Raw genomic sequence first — 24,812 nt, forward strand, 5'->3', positions numbered from 1 at the left:
ACTTCCCTCCGAATTATCATCTGGCTGTTTAGCGCTTTTTTACTAGCTTATAGCGCGCTTTTGCGCGAAAATACTAGCTAAAATTAAAACCAGCAAAAAATCACTTTAAAATGAATTTACACGAATATCAAGCTAAACATTTGTTGCAAAGTTACGGTCTTGCAACGCCTATCGGCATCGTTGTGCAATCAGAAGAAGCTGCTGCGGCAGCCACCAAAGAAATCGCAGGCAGCGCATGGGTTGTCAAGGCGCAAGTACATGCAGGTGGCCGCGGCAAGGCAGGTGGCGTCAAAATTGTGAAATCGGCGCATGAGGCGCAAGCGGTAGCCAGCGCGCTACTGGGCAAATCATTAGTCACCTACCAAAATGCGCCGGACGGCCAACCCGTGCATCAGGTTTTGGTTGAGCAAACGCTGCCAATCGCGCGTGAATTGTATTTATCCATGCTGGTTGATCGCACGCTTGAACGCGTGGTCATCATCGCATCCTCCGCAGGCGGTATGGATATCGAAGAAATCGCTGCTACGCAACCCGAAAAAATTCTGCAAGAAGTGTGCGATCCGCTCAACGGTTTGGTGGATTATCAAGCACGTAATTTAGCGTTTGCGCTGGACTTGGTTGGCGATCAAATTGCCGCCTTTACCAAGCTGACAAAAGGCCTTTACAAACTGTTTAAAGCAAACGATCTGGCTTTGCTAGAAATCAACCCATTAGTTGTCACTACCGATGGCAAACTGGTTGCGCTGGATTGCAAGATGACGGTGGATGATAATGCTCTATACCGCCAAAAAATCTTGGCAGAATTACAAGATTGGTCACAAAGCGATGCCAAAGAAGCAGTGGCGCATCACGCCGGGCTAAACTATATTGCGCTGACAGGCAATATCGGCTGCATGGTAAACGGCGCGGGTTTAGCGATGGCGACCATGGATTTAATTAAACTGCACGGCGGCATGCCAGCTAACTTTCTGGACGTAGGCGGCGGTGCAACGGCTGAAACGGTGACCAAAGCGTTTAAAATTATTCTGGCTGACGACAACGTTAAAGCGATTTTAGTGAACATTTTTGGCGGCATCATGCGTTGCGATATTATCGCCGCAGGCATTATCGCTGCAGTAAAAGAAGTAGGTATGTCCATTCCTGTTGTGGTGCGTTTAGAAGGCACCAATGTAGAGTTAGGCAAACAAATGTTACGCGAAAGCGGGCTAAATATTATCTCGGCTGAGAATCTAACCGATGCAGCTAAACAAGCCGTCAACTCAGTAAAGGCGGCAGCATAATGGCCATCTTAGTGAATAAAAACACCCGTGTTTTATGCCAAGGTTTTACTGGCAAACAAGGCACATTCCATTCAGAGCAGGCGTTAGCATATGGCACCAAAATGGTTGGGGGCGTGACACCTGGCAAAGGTGGTCAACTGCACCTTAACCTGCCTGTATTCAACACCATGCGCGAAGCCGTACGCGAAACACAAGCCAACGCCAGTGTGATTTATGTACCACCACCTTATGCGGCAGATTCGATTTTAGAAGCTGCGGACGCTGGTATTGAATTGATTGTGTGCATTACCGAAGGCATACCAGTATTGGATATGTTAAACGTTAAAGCCGCATTAAAAGCGAATGGCGCCAGACTGATTGGCCCAAATTGCCCTGGAATTATCACTCCTGACGAATGCAAAATCGGCATTATGCCAGGCAGTATTCATCTGCGCGGCAAGGTGGGCGTAGTATCGCGCTCTGGCACGCTCACTTATGAAGCCGTGCATCAAACTACTGCGTTGGGTTTAGGTCAAACAACCTGTGTGGGTATAGGCGGCGACCCGATTAAAGGCTTAAATTTCATTGAATGCTTAACATTGTTTGAAGCAGACCCTGAAACGGAAGCGATTATTATGGTGGGTGAAATCGGTGGTTCTGACGAAGAAGCCGCGGCTGACTTTATCAAACACCATGTCACTAAACCGGTTGCGGCCTATATTGCAGGCTTAACCGCACCCGCAGGCAAGCGCATGGGACATGCTGGGGCGATTATCTCTGGCGGCAGTGGCCGTGCCGAAGATAAGATTTCAGCATTGGAAAATGCAGGTTGCGTGGTCGCTAGCTCGCCCGCAGGCTTGGGTGAAGCTGTTGCTCAGGCAATACAGTTAAAATCGAAAAGGTAATTAACTCTTGAAGATAAACAATGGTGGAATAACAAGTTTTGTTGCTGGCTTAATATTAAGTCTCGCAACACAATTAAGCTTTGCGGAAGATGTTCCCTACCTATTAACAGCCGCATCCAAAGGTGATGTAGTCACGGTAAAAGCCATGCTGGATGGCGGCGTCAATGCCAATACTAAAGATGAAAATGACATTACGGCACTGATGTACGCTGCACGCAAAGATCGGGCTGATGTGGTTGCAACTTTAATTAATAAAGGTGCAGAGATTAATGCAAAAGACAAAGGTGGCTGGACTGCATTGATGTTTGCAGCCAAAAAAAACCATGTTGCCACAGTAAAAGTATTGCTTGAAAAAGGCGCTGATCCGAAAATTCGCGATGAAAGCGGCTGGAGCGCATTTGGAATGGCGGCAACTTCCGGTTATTCTGAAGTGGTTAACTTAATGATTCAACATGGTGTAGATGCCAATGCCAAAGCAGATGACGGCAAAACTGCACTGATGTATGCAGCAAAAAGTGGTGATATTCCAACTATCGAATCATTAATGACAAAAGGCGCAAAACCCAATACAGGTGACCGATTAGGCACTACGGCTCTCATGTATGCCGCGCGTGAAGGCCATGCGCCAGCGGTTGCTTTTATGTTGGATAAAGGTGCAAATGCAGATTTAGAAGACCAATCGCATTGGACGGCGCTGACTTGGGCAATCAAAAAATCGCAGTTTGAAACGGCTAAAGTACTGATTGAAAAAGGCGCCGACGTAAACCATCAAGACTCTGAAGGCACACCACTCTTACAATTGGCGGTCGATATTGGCTCTGCAGAATTGGTAAAACTATTACTTGCACATAAAGCCAATATAAAAGCGCGCGATAAATACGGCTTAACTGCTTACGTTTACGCGCTCAAAAAAGGTGATAGCGAAATAGTTAAGCTAATCAAAGATGCAGGCGGCAAATATTAACGCGCTCAATCCTTCAAAATGAAAATCGCTTTAGCGCAAATTAATTGTATTGTTGGCGATATTGCTGGCAACACCAATAAAATCATAGATTACGCCAACCGTGCGCATGCTGCCGGTGCGAGTTTGATCATTACGCCAGAACTGGCCTTGTGCGGTTACCCACCAGAAGATCTATTATTTAGGGATGATTTTAATGTTGCGTGCGAACGTGCATTACAAAAAATCGCTCACTCTTTACCCAATATCACGCTATTAATTGGTCACCCCAAACAAGAAAATGGGAGTCTTTTTAACGCGGCTTCTATTCTTGAAAATGGCAAAATTACCGCTACTTACCACAAACAATGCTTGCCCAATTACAGCGTATTTGATGAAGAGCGTTATTTTGAGGCAGGAAATACGCCCTTAGTTTTTGAGCATTCAGGCACAAAAATTGGCGTGATAATTTGTGCCGATGGGTGGGAATCCAACCCAGCCATCCGTGCCAAACAAGCTGGCGCAGAGATTTTATTGTCACTCAACGCATCACCTTACCACATGGATAAATTGCAAACTCGCTACGAAGTACTTGCAGAGCGCGTAAGCGAAACAGGTCTGAGTGTAGTGTATGTCAATCTAGTTGGGGGACAAGATGAATTGGTGTTTGATGGTGGCTCATTTGTGCTGGATAACACCGGCAAAGTAACGCACCAATTACCTAACTTTATTGAAGCATTAAGTTTTGTAGAGTTTGTGAATCACCAACCGCAACCAAGCACACTAAGTCCGCAACTCAGTCTTGAAGCAACTGTATATCACGCGCTCAAATTAGGTTTGCAAGATTATGTGAATAAAAATAGCTTCCCCAGCGTTGTATTAGGTTTATCTGGCGGCATCGACTCTGCGTTGACACTGGCAGTTGCGGTAGATGCCCTGGGCAGTGATCGCGTAAAAGTCGTCATGATGTCATCCGAATTTACCGCTAATATCAGCGTAGACGATGCCATCGAAATGGCTAATTTGGTCGGCGTTAAATATAGCCAGATTCCCATTAAAGATTTATTTAACTTATTTTGCGATACGCTTGCGCCGGAATTTGGCGATTTACCGTTTGATACCGCAGAAGAAAATTTACAAGCACGTATTCGTGGCATGCTGTTAATGGCACTTTCCAACAAATTTGGCAGCATCGTCCTCACTACTGGTAATAAATCCGAAATGGCAGTTGGTTACAGTACTTTATATGGTGATATGGCTGGCGGCTTTTCACTGCTGAAGGATGTGCCAAAAACGCTGGTATATAAACTGGCAGAATACCGCAACAGCATTTCGCCAGTGATTCCAACGCGCATCATTACCCGTGCGCCAAGTGCAGAACTGCGCGCGAATCAGACAGACCAAGACAGCTTGCCCGCATACGAAATTTTAGATGCCATTATGCAAGCGTATGTAGAAGACGATTTAAGCCGCAATGCGATTATGCAATTGGGATTCAGCGAAAAAGATGTGTTTAAAGTCACCAATTTGATTGATCGCAATGAATATAAACGTCGCCAAGCGCCAGTTGGCGTTAGAATTACCCAGCGCGGATTTGGCAAAGACAGACGCTACCCTATTACCGCCAAATTAAAATTTGATGCTTGATTTTAAATGCATCAAATTGATTTAAAAACTATATAAAATAAAACGATTGTTTAGTTAAAATCAGATTTACTAAGAATCGCACCAGAACTAAAAACAGATTCAAAATAAGTACCAAACTAACTGACAGGAACGAGCATGAAAAAAATTGAAGCGGTGATTAAACCATTTAAACTGGACGAAGTACGCGAGTCGCTCTCTGAAATTGGTGTAAATGGCTTAACAGTGACAGAGGTGAAAGGTTTTGGTCGTCAAAAAGGTCACACAGAACTATATCGCGGCGCGGAATATGTGGTGGATTTTTTGCCTAAAATCAAAATTGAACTGGTTTTGACGGATGAAATGGTAGATGCTGCGGTAGAAGCCATTATCAAATCCGCCCATACCGGCAAAATCGGTGACGGTAAAATATTTGTTAGCTCAGTTGAACAAGTGATTCGGATTAGAACGGGAGAAACAGGCGAGTCTGCGATTTAATCTTCATCACAGACACAATCAACGAATAGCGTGCAGGTTAATTAATTCAGTTTGTTAATTTGTGTGCATTTTTCCATTCCAAGATTGCATTTCTTATAAATGCCAGCAATCCTAAAAACCATTCTATTGCTCACAGTCGCAAACGTCTTTATGTCATTTGCCTGGTATGCGCATCTCAAAGAACTTAACAATAAACCTTGGATAATTGCCGCGCTGGCTAGTTGGGGCATTGCGTTAATGGAATACTTGTTTCAAGTGCCAGCTAACCGCATCGGCTTTACTGTACTATCGCTGGCACAACTTAAAATACTGCAAGAAGTGATTACCTTAAGTGTATTTGTGCCATTTGCGGTTTTTTACATGCACCAACCGCTTAAGCTGGATTTTTTATGGGCGGGTTTGTGTTTGCTGGGTGCGGTTTATTTTATGTTTCGGACAAACACTTAATGAGTGTATTTGGTTTTATTAATGCATTTAATGTATTAAATTAAAAATAAACGCCTTACGTAATCCAGATCTTCTTGCGTATCCACACCACTCGCTGGTGCATTTCTAGTAATTGTCACACCGATTTTATAGCCATGATGCAGTACGCGCAGTTGCTCTAAACTCTCGATTTTTTCCAGTTCTGTACTGGCTAGCTCTGCATATTGCTTTAAAAATCCCACGCGGTATGCGTAAATGCCAATATGGCGATAGGCTTGAATGTTGTTTTTATAAACGTCATCACGCGGATATGGGATTGGTGCGCGGCTAAAATACAAGGCGTTGCCATGGGCATCTATTACCACTTTAACGATATTGGAGTTTAGCAACGCAGCTTCATCGTGAATCGCATGGCAAGCGGTCGCCATCACGGCATCTTTACTATTGGCCAAATGTTGCGCTACTTCGGCAATTAATGCAGGCTCAATCAGTGGCTCGTCACCCTGCACATTCACCACAATATCGCCATCTGACCAACTAAGCTTTTGTGCAACCTCCGCGATTCTTTCGGTGCCAGAAGCATGATCGATATGCGTCATCACGGCTTTAATATCGTGCTGAGCGGCAACTTGGCTGATTTTTTCAAAGTCAGTGGCAATCACAATTTCACTTGCGCCACTTTTTGCCGCTTGTTCGGCCACGCGTATCACCATCGGCTTGCCAGCAATATCCAGCAATGGCTTGCCGGGCAAACGCGTACTGGCATAACGCGCAGGAATCACAACTTTAAATGTCACTTAAATTATCCGCAGATTTAATCGTTAAGTATTTTACTCAGCCGCTTTTTCGTCAGTGCCAATTTTCTCATCTGGGCCGATTTTTCGTGCTTCTTCCTGCAACATTACCGGAATACCATCGCGAATGGGATAAGCAAGCCGCGCAGACTTGGAAATAAGCTCATTGTTTTTTTTATCAAGAATCAATGGGCCTTTGGTCACAGGACAGACCAGGATATTCAGTAATTTAGAATCCATGTTGATGCCTTTTTATATCAGTTTGATATTGAATTTAATATACATAATACTCGGAACTAGAATTCATTGAGCATTAAGGGTTTAATGTTTCCGATTTTGCATTTTTTGCAAAACCAGTTGCATCAAATCACCTTCAATCTTTGCCTCTATGGGTAATACCCAATGATGTGGTTTAGCAAAGGATTTACATTTTACGGCATCTTTTTCAGTCATCAGCAGAACATCACATTCCATTTTAGCTAAATCCAATGCTGTAAACGGATGATGATCATCAAAACTGGATGAAGAAAAGTTTAAACCCAACTGGCGCAAATGCTCAAAAAAACGTGCTGGATGACCAATCCCGGCCAGCGCCTTAATACTTTTACGCTTAAAGTCTACAGCCGTGGCTTTTAAAGTAGGCTTAGCTAAGTTGTAGAATTCTGATCCAGTTAACTGCATTAAGTAAGCATTTGTCACACTAGCTGGATGATGAACTTCTGCACTCACTTGCCCATTTTTAATCACAGCATCCACCGTTTGCAAACGACTGATGGATTCCCTTAACGAACCAGCAGGCAGCAAATTGGCGTTGTTTAAATAATTTTCGGCATCAATCACCGCAATTTCCATATCACGTTGTAAGCGATAATGCTGCAAACCGTCATCGCTGATAATCACGTTGCAATCTGGATGTGCCTTTAGCAATTCAAGCCCGACGCGTGCGCGATCTGCACCAACCCATATCGGGCAATCACAGCGATTTGCAATCAGCACAGGCTCATCGCCTACTATTTTTGGGTTGCTATTCGCATTAACGGCAGTCGGCAATTTTGCACTGCCACCATAGCCGCGACTAATAACAGCAGGATGATAACCCTGTTGTTTTAATTGCTCTACCAGCCAAACAACAACAGGAGTTTTGCCGCTACCGCCAATGTGGATATTACCAACAATAATGACAGGAACCGGTAATTGGTGAGACTTCAGAACGCCAAGACGGTAAGCCCAGCGCCTGAGTAAAGTCAACAGTGCGAAAAGCCATGAAAGCGGTACCAAAACCCAGTAAAAAAGTGCATTTCTTTTGCGCCAGGCTTGCTGAATAATCTCTTGAGTGAACGTCATCTAAACTATATAAACGTTGTTAATCAAACTCTTTTTGATACAACTTACTGTAATAGCCATTTTTACCGATTAAATCTTGATGCGAACCTGATTCGACAATTTTGCCATGATCCATCACTAAAATTCTATCGGCATTTTCAATGGTACTTAATCGATGTGCAATCACAATTGTAGTGCGACCTTGCATTAAAGTGTCCAAAGCAGCTTGCACAAACTGTTCAGATTCCGTATCCAGCGCACTGGTGGCCTCATCTAGCAATAGAATGGGCGCATTTTTGAGTATGGCGCGGGCGATTGCAATCCGTTGGCGCTGCCCGCCCGAAAGCCGCACACCTCTATCGCCAATCTCATTTTGTAAACCATCAGGCAATTGCTGAATAAACTCCCAAGCATGCGCTGCTTTAGCCGCTTCAATCACTTCTTCTTCAGTCGAGTTCCGCAATGCACCATAAGCAATATTGTTAAAAATGGTGTCGTTAAACAGTACAATATCTTGGCTGACTAATGAAAACTGGCTGCGCAGATTCTTTAATTCCAGCGCGCGAATATCTACGCCGTCCAGCAAAACTAAGCCTTGTTGTAACTCGTAAAAACGTGGCAACAAATTCACCATCGTCGTTTTACCACCGCCAGAGCGCCCGACTAAAGCGAGCTTTTCACCCGGCTGAATTGTAAAGTTAAGATTATCTAATGCGAGTTTTTTGGCATTGGCATAACGTAAACTGACGTTTCTGAACTCAATTCCACCTTTGGCGCGTTGAATGGTTTTTTCGCCATCATTGACTTCAATAGGGCTATCTATCACCTGAAAGACACTTTGCGCTGCAGCCAAACCAATCTGAAACTCTTCATTAGCTGCCGTTAAATGTTTAATTGGCGCAATTAACATGAGTAAAGCACCAACAAATGCAGCAAACTCACCCGCGCTGAACTTGCCTACGGCGTAATAAACCACTAAACCCAGTGCAATTGCTGCCAGTATTTCAATCACAAAGCTATTTAGGCCAGAAATACGTGTTAAGCGTAATTCAATATGGCGATTATTGCCTACGATTTTGCCAAATCGGTTCGTTTCATATTCACCTGCGCCAAAAATCTTAACGATGCGCTGCCCTGCAATTGCCTCCTCAGCCGCTTTGGTCATATCTCCCATGGATTCTTGCACACGTTTGGCACTAGCTCGTAACCTTGGGGTCATTTTGCGTAAATAAAGCGCCATTAAGGGGGTAATAACTACAAAAATAAGTGTCAATTTCCAATCTAAATACAGCATATAACCCAGCAAGCCAATTGCGGTTAACGCATCCTGAATGACGGATAATGCGACACGTGTTGAAACAGTAGAAAGTCGCTCTGTATCGTAAGTGAGTTTAGAAACCGTTACGCTGGAAGAGCCCGCATCAAAATAACTGACAGGTAATAACATGAGCTTACTAAAAGCTTCGTTTCTAATGACTTCGACCACATGGCGCGCTATCCAGCGCATGTAATACATCGAAACGAAACCAGCGAGCGCTCTAATCGCCATTAAACCGAATAACATGAGTGGCAATATATAGACTTTATCTGGAGACCGTTGAACAAAGCCTTCATCAGTCACTTTTTTAATCAATGCCAAAAAGCCAGTATTACTAGCTGACAATACGACGAGCGCAAAAATGCTGATTAGAAAGTAAACTTTGTAGCGCCAGGCGTAGCGAAACAGACGCAAATACAGTAATTTTGCGTTTGCAACGTGCGGAATAGCTTCTTTTCTACGTGAGGATTTCGACATTAATTCATCAGCCGAATTGGGGTACAAAAATAAGAGTGCTTAAAATCAATGCAGGACAATATAAGGTAAGGCAATGGAATATAAACCAATATGGTGACTAATAAAATTCAACGACAGCATCTAAAAAAACAACTAAAGCAAATCTAGCTAGCTACCCGAGCTAAGCTGGGTTGCAAAAGTAATATGCGTGTAATTAGCCAATCTGGATGCCTCCATCACATTCACAACCGATTGATGTGTGGCTTTTGCGTCAGCATTAATCACAATTGTAGGCTCTTTACCGCTACCCACGGCTTTGATCAGTGCGGCAGAAATCTCATCCACACCACCACCACCAACTTCATTACCATTAACCAGATAGTGTCCGCTCGCATCAACTTCTACCGTAATAATGAGTGGCTTTTCTTGCGGAGTACTGGCCTCTGCCGTTGGTAAATTGATTTGCAGTTCGCTAGTGCGCGCAAAAGTTGCACTGACCACCAGGAAAATGATAATAACCAAGAGCACATCGATTAAAGGCACCAGGTTCATCTCTAGCTCTTCGTGCCGCTTACCACGTTGAAAATTCATGTTTAACCTTTTAAATCAAATGATTAAGTAACCGGTTACTTATAGCATAATTTGCTTTAAATCACGCTAAGACAAGGCATTTTTTCATAGGTAGTACTTATTGTACGACAAGAAAAAACAACGCCGTATTAGCGTGATTTTAAGTGAATTACTAATTACTTGCGTTCGTTGTGTAGAATTTCTACCAACTTAATCGCTTGTTGTTCCATATCCACTAGCAAACCATCTACTTTTGCACGGAAGTAGCGGTAGGCAATCATCGCAGGCACCGCAACGACAATACCGGCTGCCGTATTATAAAGTGCCACTGAAATACCGCGTGCAAATTGTGCAACATCGTGACCGCTGCTGGTGAAAGAACCGAACAGCTCAACCATACCGATTACCGTACCAAGTAAACCCAGCAACGGTGCCACGGTGGCAATCGTTCCTAAAGTTGGCAGATAACGCTCTAATTTATGCGCTACTGCGCGGCCGGTTTCTTCAATAGCTTCTTTGGTAATCTCACGTGAGTTTTTAGCATTGGCTAGAGCACTGGCAAACACTTCGCCAAGCAAAGAGTGTTTTTCAAGTTTAACTAAGGTTTCTCTGGTTACGCCGCCTTGATTTAACCATTTTTGTACTTCTGGTAACAAATTAGCGGGAGTTACCGCCTCGTTTCGCAAGGCCCAGGAACGTTCGCCTATAATAGCTAATGCGATAATTGAAGCGATAATCAATGGCCAAATTGGCCAGCCAGCGGCCAGAATAATTTCCCACACAGCAAAACTCCTTATGTTTTAAAAAAACTGCTGCTACTTTAGCTTGAAGCTAGATTTTCGGCAAGTTCCAGTTTTGTTAATTTTGTGCCTTTAAATCAGCGCCCTCGTATCTATCATGCCAATATCGCGGCTGCACCTGCCGCCAAGTATCAATTTTTAATGGCTTACCCGCCATAAAATCCAGCAAAACGGCACCATTGTAATCTGAGCGATAAACCACTGCACCTGCGTCAACATGCCGTTTTTCAATCACATCTTTCGGATGCTTGAATCGGTTTAAATAACCCACAGTAAATATGGCATGTTTTGCACCAACTGCTTGAATGAAAGCTAAGGTTGAGGATGTTTTGCTACCATGATGCGGCACAATCAAGACATCGCTTGCAAGCTGGCTTGGATACATTCTTAGTAACTCTGCTTCTGCTTTTTTTTCGATATCGCCTGCCAATAACAGACTACCGAATGCGCTGTTAACTCGAATGACACAACTTCTATTATTGTCTGTTATTTCCAGATGTTGATAGCTTTCCCTGCTTGGATATAACACCTGAAAATCCACGCCATCCCACCGCCAGCGTTGACCCGCAAAACACTTCAAGTGTTTTTTAACTCGCGAATCTGCGTCAAAATCAGCTGGTACCATATCAGTCGCCACATCAAAAGAAGTTGCTAACCAACCAACTGGTATTTGCGTCAAAACAGAGGCTGCGCCACCGCTATGGTCCGTATCATTGTGGCTCACCACAAAACCATTTAATTTTGCTACACCCATACTGCGCAAGTAAGGCACAACAATACGGCTACCTGCATTACTTTGTGCGGAATAGCGGCTACCCGCATCATACAAAAAAGTATGATTTGCCGTTTTAATCACCACACTTAATCCCTGCCCTACATCCAACACGCTCACTTGCATTTCGCCACTATTCAGCACTACTGGTTTTACAAAAAACAAAGGTAAGAACAAGACCAGACCCAGCCAGCGCTGCGGAAAACCACGTGGTAGCAGTAACCACAATGCACCAAGCACGGCAACAAGTATCGCCCAAGCAGGTGGCGTAGATTGCTGCCAAACCGCCATCGGCAAATTTGCCAGCCAATGCAAGCCGTGCATACAAATATCCAGCACCCAATGCGCTGCTTGCAATACAAAATCAATAGGCAACAGGCTGCCAACAATGCTTAAGGGCACGACAATTAAGCTGATAACAGGAATAGCCAGTGCATTGGCTAGCGGTGAAATAATGGAAGCCTGACCGAACATAGCGATTAACAGTGGCAATAAACCCAAGGTAATGGCCCATTGCGTTCTCACCGCTTCCACTAACCAATGTTGCGTTTTTAATCTGCCAACACTCACATAAGCGATCAGTACCACTGCGGAAAATGACAACCAAAAACCCGGCGCAATGACTGCCCATGGATCAATCAGCACAACCACGACCAGCGCAATGGACAAGGCACGCGAAATGGCTAAATTGCGTCCTAATAATAACGCCAAGGCAAATGTCATGAGCATAAACAAGGTACGTTGCGTGGGGACGGACAGGCCAGCCAAGCATGCATACAATACCGCGATGATTAACCCGGCAATTGTCGCCGCTTTTCGCGTGGGGAAATACATCACCAACCTTGGTACTCGCCGCCAAACAAAAGCTGTTACTGCAAAAGCCAGACCAGCCAGCATGGTGATATGCAGTCCAGAAATACTCATCAAATGATTGGTGCCTGTGCGTAAGTACACATTCCAATCGGCAGGTGAAATCTGGCTATCATCACCCACGACCAGCGCGCGAATTACACCGGCATAGGGTTGATTGATTAAAGCATTCGAAATGCGATTGCCGACTTTTTCGCGAAAGTGCTCAACAATATAATTAGGCTTAAATACAAAGTTACTTAATTTTTTATGATTACTTTTCTGGTTAATGCTGCCAGTGGCACGCATATTTTCACTTAAAGCCCACGCCTCAAAATCGAAACCATGCGGGTTATAAGTGGTGTGTGGGCGCTTTAGTTTCACGGTAAATTGCCAACGTTCACCTGCATGAAAATAATTATTTGCGCCAGTATTTTCTGGCGGATTACTTTCTGGGGTTGCCGTTTTATTATTGCGATAAAAATTAAGTGAAATATGCGCAGGGACTTTTAAGCTGTTAGTGGCGTCTTCAGTTAACACTTTTTCAACATCAAACTTAAATCGCTCACCACGCTCGGTCACTTCTGGCAACGAGGCAATCACGCCAATCAGCTCGATACTTTTTTGCTGCCATTCTTTGGGCAACTCATCGCTTAATCGTAAACTGGCAGAACCAGCCGCCCAATAAAAACCGAGCAAAATTGCGCAGATAAAAAGACTTAACTTTTTTAAAAACTGAGTAATTTGTGAATTAAATAACGACTCGCGCTGAATAAGTAAGAGTTGAGTTGTGGCTATTCTAAAAGTCAAAAAAGCCATTGGTAGAATGGCTAAATAGACATATGTACTGGGCAATGCCGGCTGTTGTTGCAGCAACCAAGCTCCTAACACAAAGCCAATTGCAAACAGGTTCATCGCCTTAATTAATCACTTAACATCAATCAAGCGTCTGCAGCTTACCATCCACCAAGCGGTACTGGCGTTGCATTTTTGCGGCCAAACTTAAATCGTGCGTAACCACGACCAGGCTAGTATTTTGCGCTTTATTGATTTCCAGCAACAAATCAAACACCAGATTAGCCGTCACCCTGTCCAAATTACCCGTTGGTTCATCCGCCAAGATGCAAGCAGGCTTTGTCACTAAAGCACGCGCAAGCGCGGCACGTTGACGTTCACCACCAGAAAGTTCACCTGGCATGTGTTCTAAACGATGAGTTAACCCTACTTTATCGAGAATTTCTTTTGCAGTGGCTAATGCTTCAGCGCGATGAACGCGGCGAATCAGCAAAGGCATAGCGACGTTTTCGATTGCGGTAAACTCTGGCAATAGATGATGAAACTGATACACAAAACCCAAGCTTTGATTACGCAATTGGCCCTTTTGAGTTTCGGATAATTGACTTAAGTTTTTCCCCATCAACTCAACTGCGCCGCTAGTTGGCGCATCTAAGCCACCCAGCAAATGTAACAAGGTACTTTTGCCCGAACCCGATGTACCGACAATGGCGATTTGCTCACCTGTATGCACACTTAAATCAATGCCATTTAATACGGCAACATCTAAACCGGTATAGGTTTTAGTTAAGGCATTGCATTGAATAATATTACTCATATCTTAACGCCTCGGCAGGGTTGATTTTAGAGGCTTTATAGCTGGGGTACAGTGTTGCCAGCAGGCTTAACACAAAAGACATCACAATAATGGTGGACACATCCGACCACTCTACTTTGGACGGCAAATCGCTGATGTAATAGACATCTTTGGCTAAAAACTGTACCTGAAACACACGCTCTATAAATGGCACAATAGTGTCAATATTCAAGGCAATCAGCACGCCTGACGCTGCACCCAGTACAGTACCAATCATCCCAATTAGTGCGCCTTGCACAATAAAAATCCGCATGATGCTGCCAGGACTGGCGCCAAAAGTACGCATGATGGCAACATCGGCGCGCTTATCCGTCACCGCCATCACCAAAGTAGACACGATATTAAAGGCCGCAACCGCCACAATTAAAGTCAGAATAATAAACATCACGCGTTTTTCTAATTGCACTGCTTTAAAGAAATTGGCATGCTGCTGCGTCCAATCGGTCACAAAATAGCTGCTGGCGCCGTCTTTGCTTAAATCTTGAGTCAGCTGGTAAGACATCGCAGGCGCATCGAATAAATCATCCAGCTTTAAGCGCAAGCCCGATACATTGTTGCCCATGCGATACAGCTTTGATGCATCGTCGATATGAATCAAGGCTAAACCGGCATCGTACTCATACATCCCAATCTGGAACAATCCGACTACCCTAAACTGCTTGATGCGTGGCACAACACCAGTCGGCGTAAATTGCCCTTGCGGTGCCATTAACACCACTTTTTCGCCGACACCTACGCCTAATAACTGTGCTAAATCGGTACCTAATACAATATTGAATTCGCCCGCGCGCAAATCATCCAGACTGCCCACTTTCATGTGGCGACCTAAATCCGCCACACCATCTTCCAGCTTAGGCAATACGCCACGCACAATGGCGCCCTGCACGCCTTGACCGTAACTCAGCATGCCCTGTGCCATCACATAAGGCGCACTGGCTTTTACTTTTGGGTTAGCTTTCACTTGGCTTGCCAATGCGGGCCAATCGCTTAACTGATTATTAGCGCCAGTAATTTCCAAATGTGAAGCCACACCTAAAATGCGGTTGCGTAGCTCTGCCTGAAAACCGTTCATCACCGACAGCACGACGATTAGCGCAGCGACACCCAGCGCAATGCCGACCATACTAGTCAATGAAATAAACGAAATAAAATGATTTTTGCGCTTGGCTTTGGTGTAGCGCAGACCAACAAACAGTTCAAATGGTAATTTTGATTCGATCGTTGATAACACGGTTGAGATGAGTGACATAGGCTGAATCTTAGCAGTTAATGCAATTAAGATTGCAATTTTAGCCGGCTATTTTTAACAGCCTGATTGGATTTAGATTAAAAAATCTAAGCTAGAATTTAATAAAGCCAGAAAAAATTAGCTTAACTTAATAATATTAAGCAGAGTGACTTAAATAGTGATTGCTACACTCACCCAGTCGCGCTGTTTTCGCTCTAACACGCCTGCTTGTACAAGTTTATCTTCACCATCTATATGAATCAAATACTGGCTGCCGCGCTTATATTCGCTTCTAGGCAGGATTAATGACGCATGCGGTTTATTTATCGGAGTATGTTCTTTTGCAACCCATATGCCAGAAAATACGTTTAGCTGACTAAAATTCACTGGGCGATTGTCGTCGCTATCATCGACAAAATAACCGCTGCATGTCTCATGCTCATGATTCATATCAACAAGCGCCACTTTCATACAGGCAGATTGCACACCCAACACCTCAAGCCCGGCTCTGAATGTACCATTTACTTGCTTACGCACACTTCTGATTTCGGCGATGACCAATGTATTCTTATCATCAACCGTGGTGTAACCCACTAGCGTACCTGGCTCGACCCATTGATTAAATTCCTTGCCTAAATCCACCGCAAACCCACCATTGCTTTCATCCACCATCCACCAATTTTCGCTACCCAAATAATGCATGTGTGTATGAGTATTCACGCGTGGCGAGATATTATTTCTGCGTTGCTGTGCCAACTTAAAGTCCAGCTCATCACTACTTGCGATTGTGCTGGCACTAATGGCTCTTAAGCGCGTACAAATATCCTCTAAACCATGACTAACATTTAATAACTTGCTACCTTTATGTCGCGCTTCTTTTCTGCGTTGTCGCTCAAAACCCTCTACACACCATTCTGCACGTAATTTTTTAAACAGCTTAAGCACCACGGATGGTGGCGCGACTTTATCCAAACCAAATTCCGTCAGTGTTTTTTTTGTATCTACCGCACACAAATACGCTTCAATTTTATCCACAAGACGTGTCGTTTTCCAAAAGCGATATTCCGCATACTTTTCTACTGTGCGGATTCTTTCTGGCCCTTTATCACCCTCTAATGGGATAAAAAACTGCACCTTATCCTGACGGTATTTATTCAAAATCAATGGATTAGATGCCCAAATCTTTAACACTTGCTCTGTTAACTGAATTTGCAGGCGACTATAGTTACCTTTCTGCAAGGTATCCATCATAAAACCCTGTTTTAGAATGGCCGCAATGCTGGTTTCTTTTCGATGGAAGCTATACAGAAATAAATTCCTGTTCATCATCGCCAAATTTTCAGCAAGTCTGATGACATTATGAACAGTCGACCATGTGCCGGTTGGCGCAGGCTGATCATCAAAATAGCGCCATTTAGCCATTGAAAAAGCCGCATTTAATAATCGGCATAAAATCAAATTAATTTTTTCTTCAGCCAAAACAACCTTACCTTGGCTTTGATAGCACGCTAAAAATTGTGTATACGCCACATATAATTGCCTGTAATACAAATAGGCTGCGTTATAAATGCTGGCTTCTAATTTCTTATTTATTTTCAATATAGTCAAATACTTATGCGTTTCTTTCTTGGCATAGCGATAAGTATTTTTATCAATCTGCAACACTAATTCAATCTGATATTCGGCGTCATAGATCGATTCGAATTCAATTTTCGCCAATTGCTGCCTAGTTTCAATCAACACATCCAGCTCTGCCATTGCAGGCAAAGTATTTAACCAGCCAAGTTCTTTCTGCATATCCTGCTGCTGAAAAATCGACTGAATTTTGTGCATCACCATTGACAACATTTTGCAAACCTTACTGAGTGTAAAATTACTTAATTGCTTATCTGCAAAATGTGTACCAATTATTTAATGCCGATTTAATGCACGAAATCGCATTAAACAATACCGCTAAAACCAATAATTCTAGTTAGCGCTTATTAAGCTGAACTGTTAAAATAAAGCCATGTTTACAGGAATTATTCAAGCAGTCGGGCAGATTGAATCGGCCAGCAAAATGGGCGATGACATTCAGTTGGTTATCCACGCAGCCGCTTTAGGTTTAGAAGATGTGGACTTAGGCGACAGCATCGCCGTTAATGGTGTGTGTTTAACGGCCACTCAGCGCTCCAAAACCCATTTTCACGCACATGTTTCGACAGAAACGCTTAATGTCACTGTCGGCCTGGATCAGCCGCAAGCCGTCAATTTAGAAAAGGCCTTGCGTTTAAACGATCGTTTAGGTGGGCATTTGGTCAGCGGTCATGTAGATGGCGTGGGCAGCGTTGTGGCTTTTACCGATTTAGGTGATTGCTGGACATTGACGATTGAAGCGCCGCGCGCACTATCCAAATACATCGCAAAAAAAGGCTCAATTTGTGTGAATGGCGTGAGCCTAACCGTAAATAGCATCGAAAAAGATACGTTTAGCATGAATATCATCCCGCACACTTTACAAAATACTACTTCCCACCAGCTTAAAGTTGGTAGCCGCGTTAATTTAGAAATTGACCAAATTGCGCGCTATGTTGAGCGCATGACAGAGTGGGCGCAAGAAAATAATGAACAAAAGAATAATGAAAAAGCCAAATAATGCCACTAGAATCTATTAGCCCTGTCACTGACATTATTGCCGACATTAAAGCCGGAAAAATCGTTATTTTGGTCGACGATGAGAACCGTGAAAATGAAGGCGACTTTGTCATCGCGGCAGAATTTGCTACTGCCGCACATATTAACTTTATGGCGAAATATGGCCGTGGACTTATCTGCCTAACCTTAACAGAAGCGCGTTGCAGACAATTGAATCTGCCGCCAATGGTGCAAAAAAATGGCACGCGTTTAGGCACCAACTTTACCGTTTCAATTGAAGCTGCGACTGGCGTGACCACTGGCATTTCCGCCAAAGACCGCGCCACAACCGTTGAGGCCGCCGTCGCCAAAGATGCGAATCCCAAAAGTATTATTAGCCCAGGACATATTTTTCCATTAACAGCTTTAGATGGCGGTGTACTGGTGCGCGCAGGACATACCGAAGCAGGCTGTGATTTAGCATCATTGGCTGGCGTAGAGCCAGCATCGGTTATTTGCGAGATATTAAAAGAAGATGGCGAAATGGCTCGCTTGCCCGATTTGGTTGAAATCGCGCGCGAACATGGTTTAAAAATTGGTTCGATTGCGGATTTAATTCACTACAGAAGTGAGAATGAGAAACTCATTGAGCGCGCGGCAGAGCGTATCGTCAGTACGCCTTATGGCCCAATGCGCTTGATTGCCTATTCTGACAAGATTGCCAATGAAACACACTTGGCATTAGTAAAAGGCGACCCCTCTGCCGAAAAAGAAACTTTGGTGCGTGTGCATGAACCACTATCGGTTTTTGATTTGCTGGATAGCAGCAGCTGTACCCACAGCTGGAATATGCTGCAAGCGATGCAAGCCGTTTCCAAATCGGAATGCGGTGTGATTGTCTTATTGCAACATCGTGAAGGCGCGGCCGATTTGGTGGCACGAATTAATCACGCGGACGAACCCGCGCGCTATAACCAAGAACTACGCACTTATGGCATCGGCTCACAGATTCTGCTGGATTTGGGTGTGCGAAAAATGCGCTTAATGGCGACTCCACGCAAAATGCCAAGCATGATGGGGTTCGGATTAGAGATTACAGGATACTTAGAATCTGAGTCTTAACAGGCTGAAAAACATTAATATTTGTTACCGGCAATCGGCCCCTTAAGGTATTGATTATTTTAAAATAATTCGTGTTAAAATTATAACCATTGGAAAATATTAATCTTACAGGTCAGTTTCTCATCGCGATGCCCGCGATGTTAGACCCGCGTTTTTCTAAAACCATCACGTATATATGTACGCATAATCAGGATGGCGCAATGGGCGTGATAGTCAATCGCGCAACAGATATTACGCTTACCGACCTGTTCGAACAGATCAAACTCGACTCCAGCTCAACCGCTTTGCTTGAAAAAACTGTGCACTATGGCGGCCCTGTGCAAACAGACCGCGGCTTTATTCTGCACACACCGCAAATCGAATACAACTCAACTATCTTGGTCGGCAACACGATTGCGCTCACTACTTCTAAAGACATTTTAGAAGCCGCTGCAGAAAACAATGGTCCGGAAAAGATGCTAGTTGCTTTAGGTTACGCTGGCTGGACACCCGGACAATTGGAAGAAGAAATGCTCAATAACTCCTGGTTAAGTTTAGATACAAACAATCTGCATGATATTCACGCTCTTATTTTCGACGCGCCAAACCTTGAAAGATTTGACCTCGCCATGCAGTTAATGGGACTTAATTGGGCTAATTTATCGGATGTGGCAGGACATGCGTAAATTGAGCATGAATAAGTTTGGGCAGCTTAAATGACACAAAATCCTCAATCTAAAAACAGTTTAAATCAAAGCCATTTACCCATTCTAGAGCGCAAATATCCTGATATTTCAGGCACGGTATTAGCCTTTGATTTTGGTGAAAAACGCATTGGTGTTGCCGTAGGCGAAACTCTATTAAAAGTAGCCCATCCTTTAACGACGATTGAATCTGAAACTAACGATGCTCGTTTTAATTGCATTGCCAATCTTATTCAAGAATGGCGGCCTAGCCTGCTAATCGTTGGCTTACCTACGCATATGGATGGTAGCGAGCACTTAATGACCAGTCTGGCCAAGAAGTTTGCACAGCGGCTGGAAGGCCGCTTTAATTTGCCGGTGATGATGATTGATGAGCGATTGAGTTCAGCCGATGCAGCGCAAAACCTGAATGCAGCCGGCATTAAAGGCATTAAGCAAAAAGCGTTAATCGATGCCGTCGCAGCACAAACCATATTACAATCGCATTTTGACGGACTTTCGAATTGACAGGGTTTTGAATAGTCAGGCCAGAAATTGACAAACATTGAATACAACTTTACCTATGCAACTACCTAATCCAGAAACACTATTAAGTGATATTACCGCCAAGATTCAGGCGCAATTAAACCTTGCGACCAATATTGAACATTGCGCCTTTGTAGGTATTCACAGCGGCGGTGTGTGGTTAATGCAACGCATATTGAATACTTTAAAGCTAGATACTCCCTATGGAACATTAGATGCCGCACTGTATCGTGACGACTATGCGCAACGCGGACTTAAAGCAGAATCAAAACCCTCTAACATTCCTTTTAATGTGCAAGATAAACACATTATTCTAATAGATGATATTTTCTACACAGGCCGCACCACGCGCGCTGCTATGAATGAGTTATTTGATTATGGCAGACCAGCCAGCATCACATTGGCGGTCTTAATTAACCGTGGTGGTGCAGAGTTGCCGATATCACCCAATATTGTAGGGGCGGAAATTTTGCTCAATCACAACCAAAGTTTACAGTTATCACAAGACACCAAAGGCAAATTGCATCTTAGTTTAAAAGAGTCTGCCACTGAATATATTCGTTTAGAGCCTAATAATGATTAATCCACAACTTGATTCTGACGGCAATCTTAAACACCTGCTCACGATTGAGGGCTTGCCTACACGCATCCTTAATCAGATATTGGATACGGCGGAGACCTTTGTCGGCGTGGCTGAACGCGATATCAAAAAAGTACCTTTATTGCGCGGTAAAACCGTGTGTAATATCTTCTTTGAAAACAGTACACGTACGCGTACCACTTTTGAAATCGCCGCCAAAAGATTATCCGCCGATGTGATTAATCTGAATGTTGGCACCTCCAGCCAATCTAAAGGTGAGACGATTTTAGATACGGTAGATAACTTAATCGCCATGCACGCCGACATGTTTGTGGTGCGCCACAACCAAAGTGGAGCACCACATTTTATTGCACAGCATGTACCAGATCATATCAGTGTGATTAACGCGGGCGATGGTCGCCATGCGCACCCTACGCAAGGCTTATTGGATGTATTCACCATTCGCCGCTATAAGCCGGATATGCACAATTTGCGTATTGCTTTAGTGGGCGATGTACTGCATTCACGGGTTGCCCGCAGCGAAATCCACGCATTGACAACACTTGGCGTGCCAGAAGTACGCGTGATTGCGCCCAAAACATTATTGCCGACTGACGTTGAAAAACTGGGCGTACAGGTTTTTCATGATATGAAAGCGGGATTAAAAGACGTGGATGTTGTTATGATGTTGCGCCTGCAAAATGAACGTATGAATGGTGCGATGCTGCCTTCTGCACAAGAATACTTTAAAACCTTTGGCTTAACACAAGAGAAACTCCAACTGGCTAAACCAGACGCAATTGTCATGCACCCTGGCCCGATGAATCGCGGCGTAGAAATTGACTCCTGTGTTGCAGACGGCAATCAGTCCGTTATATTGCCACAGGTAACTTATGGCATTGCCGTGCGCATGGCGGTTATGGCAATCCTTGGTGGCGGCAGCGGACAAACAGGGAGTGGCGCATGAAAATTCATATCAGAAATGGGCGCTTGATTGACCCGAAAAATAAAATTGATGCGCAATGTGATGTTTACATTGCTGCTGGAAAAATCGTTGGTATTCAACACGCCCCAAAAGATTTCGTTGCCAATCAAACCATTGATGCCAGCGGCTTGATTGTCAGCCCCGGTTTTGTCGATTTAAGTGCAAGGCTACGCGAGCCAGGCTCTGAATATAGTGCAACTTTAGTCAGCGAATTAAATGCCGCTGCAGCCGGTGGGGTTACTAGCTTGGCTTGTACGCCAGATACACAACCGGTATTAGATGAGCCAGGGTTAGTTGAAATGCTGAAATACCGGGCTAAGCAACTTAATCTGGCGCATGTCTATCCACTGGGCGCATTAACTCGACAGTTGGAAGGCAAATTGCTGACCGAAATGTGCAAACTGACTGAAGCAGGCTGTGTTGGTTTTAGTCAGGCAGATCACGCCATTATCGACACTCAAGTGCTATGGCGTGCTTGCGAATATGCATCTACCTTTGGCTTCACCTTGTTTCTACGTGCAGAAGATGATTATCTTGCCAAAAATGGCGTCGCCCATGATGGAGAAATAGCCAGCAGGCTTGGCTTGAAAGGTATTCCATCTGCAGCAGAAGGTCTGGCTATTGCCAGCATTTTACGCATTGCACATGAAACCAACACCAAAATACACCTGTGCCGATTATCGACCGCTGAAGGCGTTAACCTTGTGCGCGAAGCGAAAAAACAAGGTGTACAAGTCACCGCAGATGTTAGCGCACAACACCTGCATCTAACCGATTTAGACATCGGCTATTTCAATGCGCATGCACACCTTAAACCACCATTGCGCTCCATACGCGACAAAGACGCGTTATGCCAGGGTTTAAAAGACGGCACGATTGATGCAATTTGCTCGGACCATACACCAGTGAATGATGATGCAAAACTTTTACCATTTGCAGAATCTGAAGCCGGCGCAACCGGCTTAGAGTTACTATTACCGCTGGCACTTAAATGGGCGAACAATCAAAAGCTGGATATTGCCGAAGCGATTGCCAAAATCACTGATCAGTCTGCCCAAATATTGGGTATCAATAGTGGTCATTTATCCATCGGCAGCGATGCGGACATTACTATATTCAATCCCGATCAAACATGGAAAGTAATGCCAGACCAACTAAAAAGCCAAGGCAAAAACACTCCATTTTTGGGTTTAGAGATGACAGGAAAAGTGCAGTACACTTTACTGCATGGGCAGATCACTTACCAAGACGAATCTAATTAAATTCATTCACACGGTGATTTTTTATGAGGCATGAATAACCAAAAGATTAGGCATTTGAAATATTACATACTTGACGTTTTGCCAAAACGCGCAGATAGTCACCAAGATATAACAGTTTTGTATTAATTTAGCTTTTGTTTCAATTCATCATATTTATTGGGGATTAATAATGAGTGCATTTTTTAGTACGTTATCTTGCTGCTGGTTTTGGCTACTCTTAGGCGTTTTAATTGGATGGTTGCTCAATCGCTGGTTATGTAAATGCTGCGCTAACACTAATCATACCGCCCCTACTCCTGCTACAAAACCAGACACTACATCTCCTGCAAAAATAGCCGACATACCCACTTCAGCAGCAGTTACGTCTTCCGCTGCAAAGCCGGCACCAAAACCCGCTACTAAAGCAAAAGCAACGCCCAAACCTGCTGAAAAAATAGCCAGCACAGCAGTTGCCATTGATATTGCCACAGCAAAAGCCGCTGGCTTTAGCATTAAAAATGCCAATGACCTGACTGTTGTAGAAGGTATTGGCCCCAAAATTAGTGAATTATTTAAAGATAATGGTATTAAAACGTTTGCAGAACTGGCAGTACAAACGGTACCGCAATTACGTGCAATTCTAGATAAAGGCGGCGCACGCTATCGCATAGCTAACCCAAGTACTTGGGCAAAACAGGCGGCATTGGCATCGGCTAACAAATGGGCAGAACTCAAGAAATTGCAGGATGAGCTTTCTGGTGGCGTTAAAAAATAACTATTAACGACATTAGGAGTAACTGTTATGCAAACCAATCAATCTGCGCAACATCAAGCTAGCTACAAGCGCTGGACATGGATAATTGCGCTCATTCTCGCGTTAATATTATTATGGATGCTGCTCACAGGTCGTGGGCCATCTAGTGCTTGCTGTGAGCCATTAGTTAGCACACCAGTAAATGAAGCTACAATCGCACCAAGCACCGAAATAACGCCAAGTGCGCCAGCCAGCGATGAATTTAGCTTTACTGCGACGCAAAGCGATGTGACCAGCACAGGTGACGCAAGCAATGCGGTTTGGTTAGCCCAAGCTGACAAATTGAAAGCTATATTAAGCGGGGAAGATTTACGTGCGCAAGGTGACGATAAAAAAGTATTGTTATCGGGCATCGTTGATAGTGAGGAAATCAAAAAGCAAAAAGGCGCAGATGCCCAAGCATTTTTTGGACCAGCCATCACTATTGACAATCAGTTTGTCGTTAAAGCCAGTGGGCCACCAGTTGCAGCATCTTCACCTCCGGCAGCGGTAAAACTGTACTTTGCTTCTGGCAAAACCTCACTGCCTGATGATGCCAGCACCAGTCTTGCAGCGATTATCGAATGGTTGAAAGCACATCCTGAATCTACAGCAGTATTGTCAGGCTATCACGATTCAAGCGGGGATAAGGCGTTTAACCAAAAACTGGCTAAACGCCGCGCCGAATCAGTGGAGGATGCTCTAGAAGATGCGGGCATTGATGATGACAGAATAGACAAACGCAAACCTGAAAGTGTAGATGGTGGAGCCGATTTAGCTGAAGCACGACGGGTAGAAATTTCGATAGAATAAATATGGAATAAATCGCTCATTGAATCAGCCAGTTTAAAATAATTT

Annotated in this window: 25 protein-coding genes; 15 read left to right on the forward strand and 10 right to left on the reverse strand. The window is 44.1% G+C overall.

Annotated elements, in window-relative coordinates:
• Window positions 1–110 precede the first annotated feature (110 nt).
• From sucC to K370_RS04600, 6 genes are all read left to right on the forward strand, one after another.
• The gene (gene sucC, locus K370_RS04575; protein ID WP_047539294.1) at window positions 111–1,280 is read left to right on the forward strand and encodes an ADP-forming succinate--CoA ligase subunit beta; all 1,170 of its coding nucleotides are present in this window, start codon (window positions 111–113) and stop codon (window positions 1,278–1,280) included.
• Window positions 1,280–2,164 (forward strand): succinate--CoA ligase subunit alpha, encoded by an 885-nt coding sequence (sucD, locus tag K370_RS04580; protein ID WP_047539296.1) that lies wholly within the window; start codon window positions 1,280–1,282, stop codon window positions 2,162–2,164. Before sucC ends, sucD begins: the two co-directional genes overlap by 1 nt.
• 7 nt (window positions 2,165–2,171) lie before the next feature.
• Window positions 2,172–3,128: an ankyrin repeat domain-containing protein gene (locus tag K370_RS04585; RefSeq protein ID WP_047539299.1), complete on the forward strand. Its 957-nt coding sequence runs from the start codon at window positions 2,172–2,174 to the stop codon at window positions 3,126–3,128.
• 18 nt (window positions 3,129–3,146) lie between these two features.
• On the forward strand, window positions 3,147–4,751 hold the full coding sequence (locus K370_RS04590) for an NAD+ synthase (RefSeq protein WP_047539302.1): 1,605 nt from the start codon (window positions 3,147–3,149) through the stop codon (window positions 4,749–4,751).
• A gap of 135 nt (window positions 4,752–4,886) precedes the next feature.
• A complete protein-coding gene (locus K370_RS04595) occupies window positions 4,887–5,225 on the forward strand; it encodes a P-II family nitrogen regulator (RefSeq protein ID WP_047539305.1) in 339 nt (112 codons plus the stop codon).
• 99 nt (window positions 5,226–5,324) lie between these two features.
• Complete coding sequence (locus K370_RS04600; RefSeq protein ID WP_047539308.1) at window positions 5,325–5,672, forward strand: DMT family protein; 348 nt, start codon at window positions 5,325–5,327, stop codon at window positions 5,670–5,672.
• A gap of 35 nt (window positions 5,673–5,707) precedes the next feature.
• On the opposite strand, the gene kdsB is transcribed toward K370_RS04600, so the two are convergent.
• The 10 genes from kdsB to K370_RS04650 all read right to left on the reverse strand — a co-directional run bounded on the left by kdsB (window position 5,708) and on the right by K370_RS04650 (window position 17,209).
• Window positions 5,708–6,448 (reverse strand): 3-deoxy-manno-octulosonate cytidylyltransferase, encoded by a 741-nt coding sequence (gene kdsB / locus K370_RS04605; protein ID WP_047539310.1) that lies wholly within the window; start codon window positions 6,446–6,448, stop codon window positions 5,708–5,710.
• Window positions 6,449–6,481: 33 nt separating this feature from the next.
• Complete coding sequence (locus K370_RS04610; protein ID WP_047539313.1) at window positions 6,482–6,685, reverse strand: Trm112 family protein; 204 nt, start codon at window positions 6,683–6,685, stop codon at window positions 6,482–6,484.
• Window positions 6,686–6,766: 81 nt separating this feature from the next.
• Complete coding sequence (gene lpxK, locus K370_RS04615) at window positions 6,767–7,789, reverse strand: tetraacyldisaccharide 4'-kinase (protein WP_047539316.1); 1,023 nt, start codon at window positions 7,787–7,789, stop codon at window positions 6,767–6,769.
• 19 nt (window positions 7,790–7,808) lie between these two features.
• On the reverse strand, window positions 7,809–9,563 hold the full coding sequence (msbA, locus tag K370_RS04620) for a lipid A export permease/ATP-binding protein MsbA (RefSeq protein ID WP_047541638.1): 1,755 nt from the start codon (window positions 9,561–9,563) through the stop codon (window positions 7,809–7,811).
• Window positions 9,564–9,710: 147 nt separating this feature from the next.
• Window positions 9,711–10,133 (reverse strand): ExbD/TolR family protein, encoded by a 423-nt coding sequence (locus tag K370_RS04625; RefSeq protein ID WP_047539319.1) that lies wholly within the window; start codon window positions 10,131–10,133, stop codon window positions 9,711–9,713.
• 155 nt (window positions 10,134–10,288) lie between these two features.
• Complete coding sequence (locus K370_RS04630) at window positions 10,289–10,894, reverse strand: MotA/TolQ/ExbB proton channel family protein (RefSeq protein WP_047539322.1); 606 nt, start codon at window positions 10,892–10,894, stop codon at window positions 10,289–10,291.
• A 76-nt stretch (window positions 10,895–10,970) separates the two neighbouring features.
• Window positions 10,971–13,448 carry a DNA internalization-related competence protein ComEC/Rec2 gene (locus K370_RS04635; protein WP_047539325.1) on the reverse strand — a complete coding sequence of 826 codons (2,478 nt, stop codon included), beginning with the start codon at window positions 13,446–13,448 and terminating at the stop codon, window positions 10,971–10,973.
• Window positions 13,449–13,470: 22 nt separating this feature from the next.
• On the reverse strand, window positions 13,471–14,145 hold the full coding sequence (gene lolD / locus K370_RS04640; protein ID WP_047539328.1) for a lipoprotein-releasing ABC transporter ATP-binding protein LolD: 675 nt from the start codon (window positions 14,143–14,145) through the stop codon (window positions 13,471–13,473).
• Window positions 14,138–15,433 carry a lipoprotein-releasing ABC transporter permease subunit gene (locus K370_RS04645; protein ID WP_047539331.1) on the reverse strand — a complete coding sequence of 432 codons (1,296 nt, stop codon included), beginning with the start codon at window positions 15,431–15,433 and terminating at the stop codon, window positions 14,138–14,140. The genes lolD and K370_RS04645 overlap by 8 nt, the downstream gene beginning before the upstream one ends.
• A 150-nt stretch (window positions 15,434–15,583) precedes the next feature.
• A complete protein-coding gene (locus tag K370_RS04650; protein ID WP_235272693.1) occupies window positions 15,584–17,209 on the reverse strand; it encodes a hypothetical protein in 1,626 nt (541 codons plus the stop codon).
• A 211-nt stretch (window positions 17,210–17,420) separates the two neighbouring features.
• Between K370_RS04650 and K370_RS04655 the strand changes: the two genes are divergently transcribed.
• The 9 genes from K370_RS04655 to K370_RS04695 all read left to right on the forward strand — a co-directional run bounded on the left by K370_RS04655 (window position 17,421) and on the right by K370_RS04695 (window position 24,767).
• Entirely contained in the window at window positions 17,421–18,047 is a 627-nt protein-coding gene (locus K370_RS04655; RefSeq protein ID WP_047539344.1) for a riboflavin synthase, read from the forward strand.
• Window positions 18,047–19,147 (forward strand): bifunctional 3,4-dihydroxy-2-butanone-4-phosphate synthase/GTP cyclohydrolase II, encoded by a 1,101-nt coding sequence (ribBA, locus tag K370_RS04660; RefSeq protein WP_047539346.1) that lies wholly within the window; start codon window positions 18,047–18,049, stop codon window positions 19,145–19,147. Before K370_RS04655 ends, ribBA begins: the two co-directional genes overlap by 1 nt.
• An 89-nt stretch (window positions 19,148–19,236) precedes the next feature.
• A complete protein-coding gene (locus K370_RS04665; protein ID WP_047539349.1) occupies window positions 19,237–19,812 on the forward strand; it encodes a YqgE/AlgH family protein in 576 nt (191 codons plus the stop codon).
• A 30-nt stretch (window positions 19,813–19,842) separates the two neighbouring features.
• Complete coding sequence (ruvX, locus tag K370_RS04670; protein WP_047539350.1) at window positions 19,843–20,337, forward strand: Holliday junction resolvase RuvX; 495 nt, start codon at window positions 19,843–19,845, stop codon at window positions 20,335–20,337.
• Between the two features lie 55 nt (window positions 20,338–20,392).
• A complete protein-coding gene (pyrR, locus tag K370_RS04675) occupies window positions 20,393–20,938 on the forward strand; it encodes a bifunctional pyr operon transcriptional regulator/uracil phosphoribosyltransferase PyrR (RefSeq protein ID WP_047539352.1) in 546 nt (181 codons plus the stop codon).
• Window positions 20,931–21,902, forward strand: coding sequence for an aspartate carbamoyltransferase catalytic subunit (locus K370_RS04680; protein ID WP_047539355.1), 972 nt, complete (start codon window positions 20,931–20,933; stop codon window positions 21,900–21,902). Before pyrR ends, K370_RS04680 begins: the two co-directional genes overlap by 8 nt.
• A complete protein-coding gene (locus tag K370_RS04685; protein ID WP_047539358.1) occupies window positions 21,899–23,182 on the forward strand; it encodes a dihydroorotase in 1,284 nt (427 codons plus the stop codon). The genes K370_RS04680 and K370_RS04685 overlap by 4 nt, the downstream gene beginning before the upstream one ends.
• A gap of 169 nt (window positions 23,183–23,351) precedes the next feature.
• A complete protein-coding gene (locus K370_RS04690) occupies window positions 23,352–23,936 on the forward strand; it encodes a hypothetical protein (protein ID WP_047539360.1) in 585 nt (194 codons plus the stop codon).
• 27 nt (window positions 23,937–23,963) lie between these two features.
• Window positions 23,964–24,767 (forward strand): OmpA family protein, encoded by an 804-nt coding sequence (locus K370_RS04695; protein WP_047539362.1) that lies wholly within the window; start codon window positions 23,964–23,966, stop codon window positions 24,765–24,767.
• Window positions 24,768–24,812: the final 45 nt, after the last annotated feature.

This window comes from Methylotenera versatilis 7 (assembly GCF_000799165.1).
GTDB classification, from domain to species: Bacteria; Pseudomonadota; Gammaproteobacteria; order Burkholderiales; family Methylophilaceae; genus Methylotenera_A; species Methylotenera_A versatilis_A.

Coding starts and splice junctions, on each gene's coding strand:
- pyrR (WP_047539352.1), top strand. CDS start 20,393: ATGCAACTACCTAATCCAGAAACACTATTAAGTGATATTACCGCCAAG.
- K370_RS04645 (WP_047539331.1), bottom strand. CDS start 15,433: ATGTCACTCATCTCAACCGTGTTATCAACGATCGAATCAAAATTACCA.
- K370_RS04625 (WP_047539319.1), bottom strand. CDS start 10,133: ATGAATTTTCAACGTGGTAAGCGGCACGAAGAGCTAGAGATGAACCTG.
- K370_RS04680 (WP_047539355.1), top strand. CDS start 20,931: ATGATTAATCCACAACTTGATTCTGACGGCAATCTTAAACACCTGCTC.
- sucC (WP_047539294.1), top strand. CDS start 111: ATGAATTTACACGAATATCAAGCTAAACATTTGTTGCAAAGTTACGGT.
- K370_RS04655 (WP_047539344.1), top strand. CDS start 17,421: ATGTTTACAGGAATTATTCAAGCAGTCGGGCAGATTGAATCGGCCAGC.
- K370_RS04590 (WP_047539302.1), top strand. CDS start 3,147: ATGAAAATCGCTTTAGCGCAAATTAATTGTATTGTTGGCGATATTGCT.
- K370_RS04595 (WP_047539305.1), top strand. CDS start 4,887: ATGAAAAAAATTGAAGCGGTGATTAAACCATTTAAACTGGACGAAGTA.
- lolD (WP_047539328.1), bottom strand. CDS start 14,145: ATGAGTAATATTATTCAATGCAATGCCTTAACTAAAACCTATACCGGT.
- K370_RS04690 (WP_047539360.1), top strand. CDS start 23,352: ATGAGTGCATTTTTTAGTACGTTATCTTGCTGCTGGTTTTGGCTACTC.
- sucD (WP_047539296.1), top strand. CDS start 1,280: ATGGCCATCTTAGTGAATAAAAACACCCGTGTTTTATGCCAAGGTTTT.
- K370_RS04600 (WP_047539308.1), top strand. CDS start 5,325: ATGCCAGCAATCCTAAAAACCATTCTATTGCTCACAGTCGCAAACGTC.
- K370_RS04610 (WP_047539313.1), bottom strand. CDS start 6,685: ATGGATTCTAAATTACTGAATATCCTGGTCTGTCCTGTGACCAAAGGC.
- K370_RS04650 (WP_235272693.1), bottom strand. CDS start 17,209: ATGCAGAAAGAACTTGGCTGGTTAAATACTTTGCCTGCAATGGCAGAG.
- K370_RS04635 (WP_047539325.1), bottom strand. CDS start 13,448: ATGAACCTGTTTGCAATTGGCTTTGTGTTAGGAGCTTGGTTGCTGCAA.
- msbA (WP_047541638.1), bottom strand. CDS start 9,563: ATGTCGAAATCCTCACGTAGAAAAGAAGCTATTCCGCACGTTGCAAAC.
- ribBA (WP_047539346.1), top strand. CDS start 18,047: ATGCCACTAGAATCTATTAGCCCTGTCACTGACATTATTGCCGACATT.
- lpxK (WP_047539316.1), bottom strand. CDS start 7,789: ATGACGTTCACTCAAGAGATTATTCAGCAAGCCTGGCGCAAAAGAAAT.
- ruvX (WP_047539350.1), top strand. CDS start 19,843: ATGACACAAAATCCTCAATCTAAAAACAGTTTAAATCAAAGCCATTTA.
- K370_RS04695 (WP_047539362.1), top strand. CDS start 23,964: ATGCAAACCAATCAATCTGCGCAACATCAAGCTAGCTACAAGCGCTGG.
- K370_RS04685 (WP_047539358.1), top strand. CDS start 21,899: ATGAAAATTCATATCAGAAATGGGCGCTTGATTGACCCGAAAAATAAA.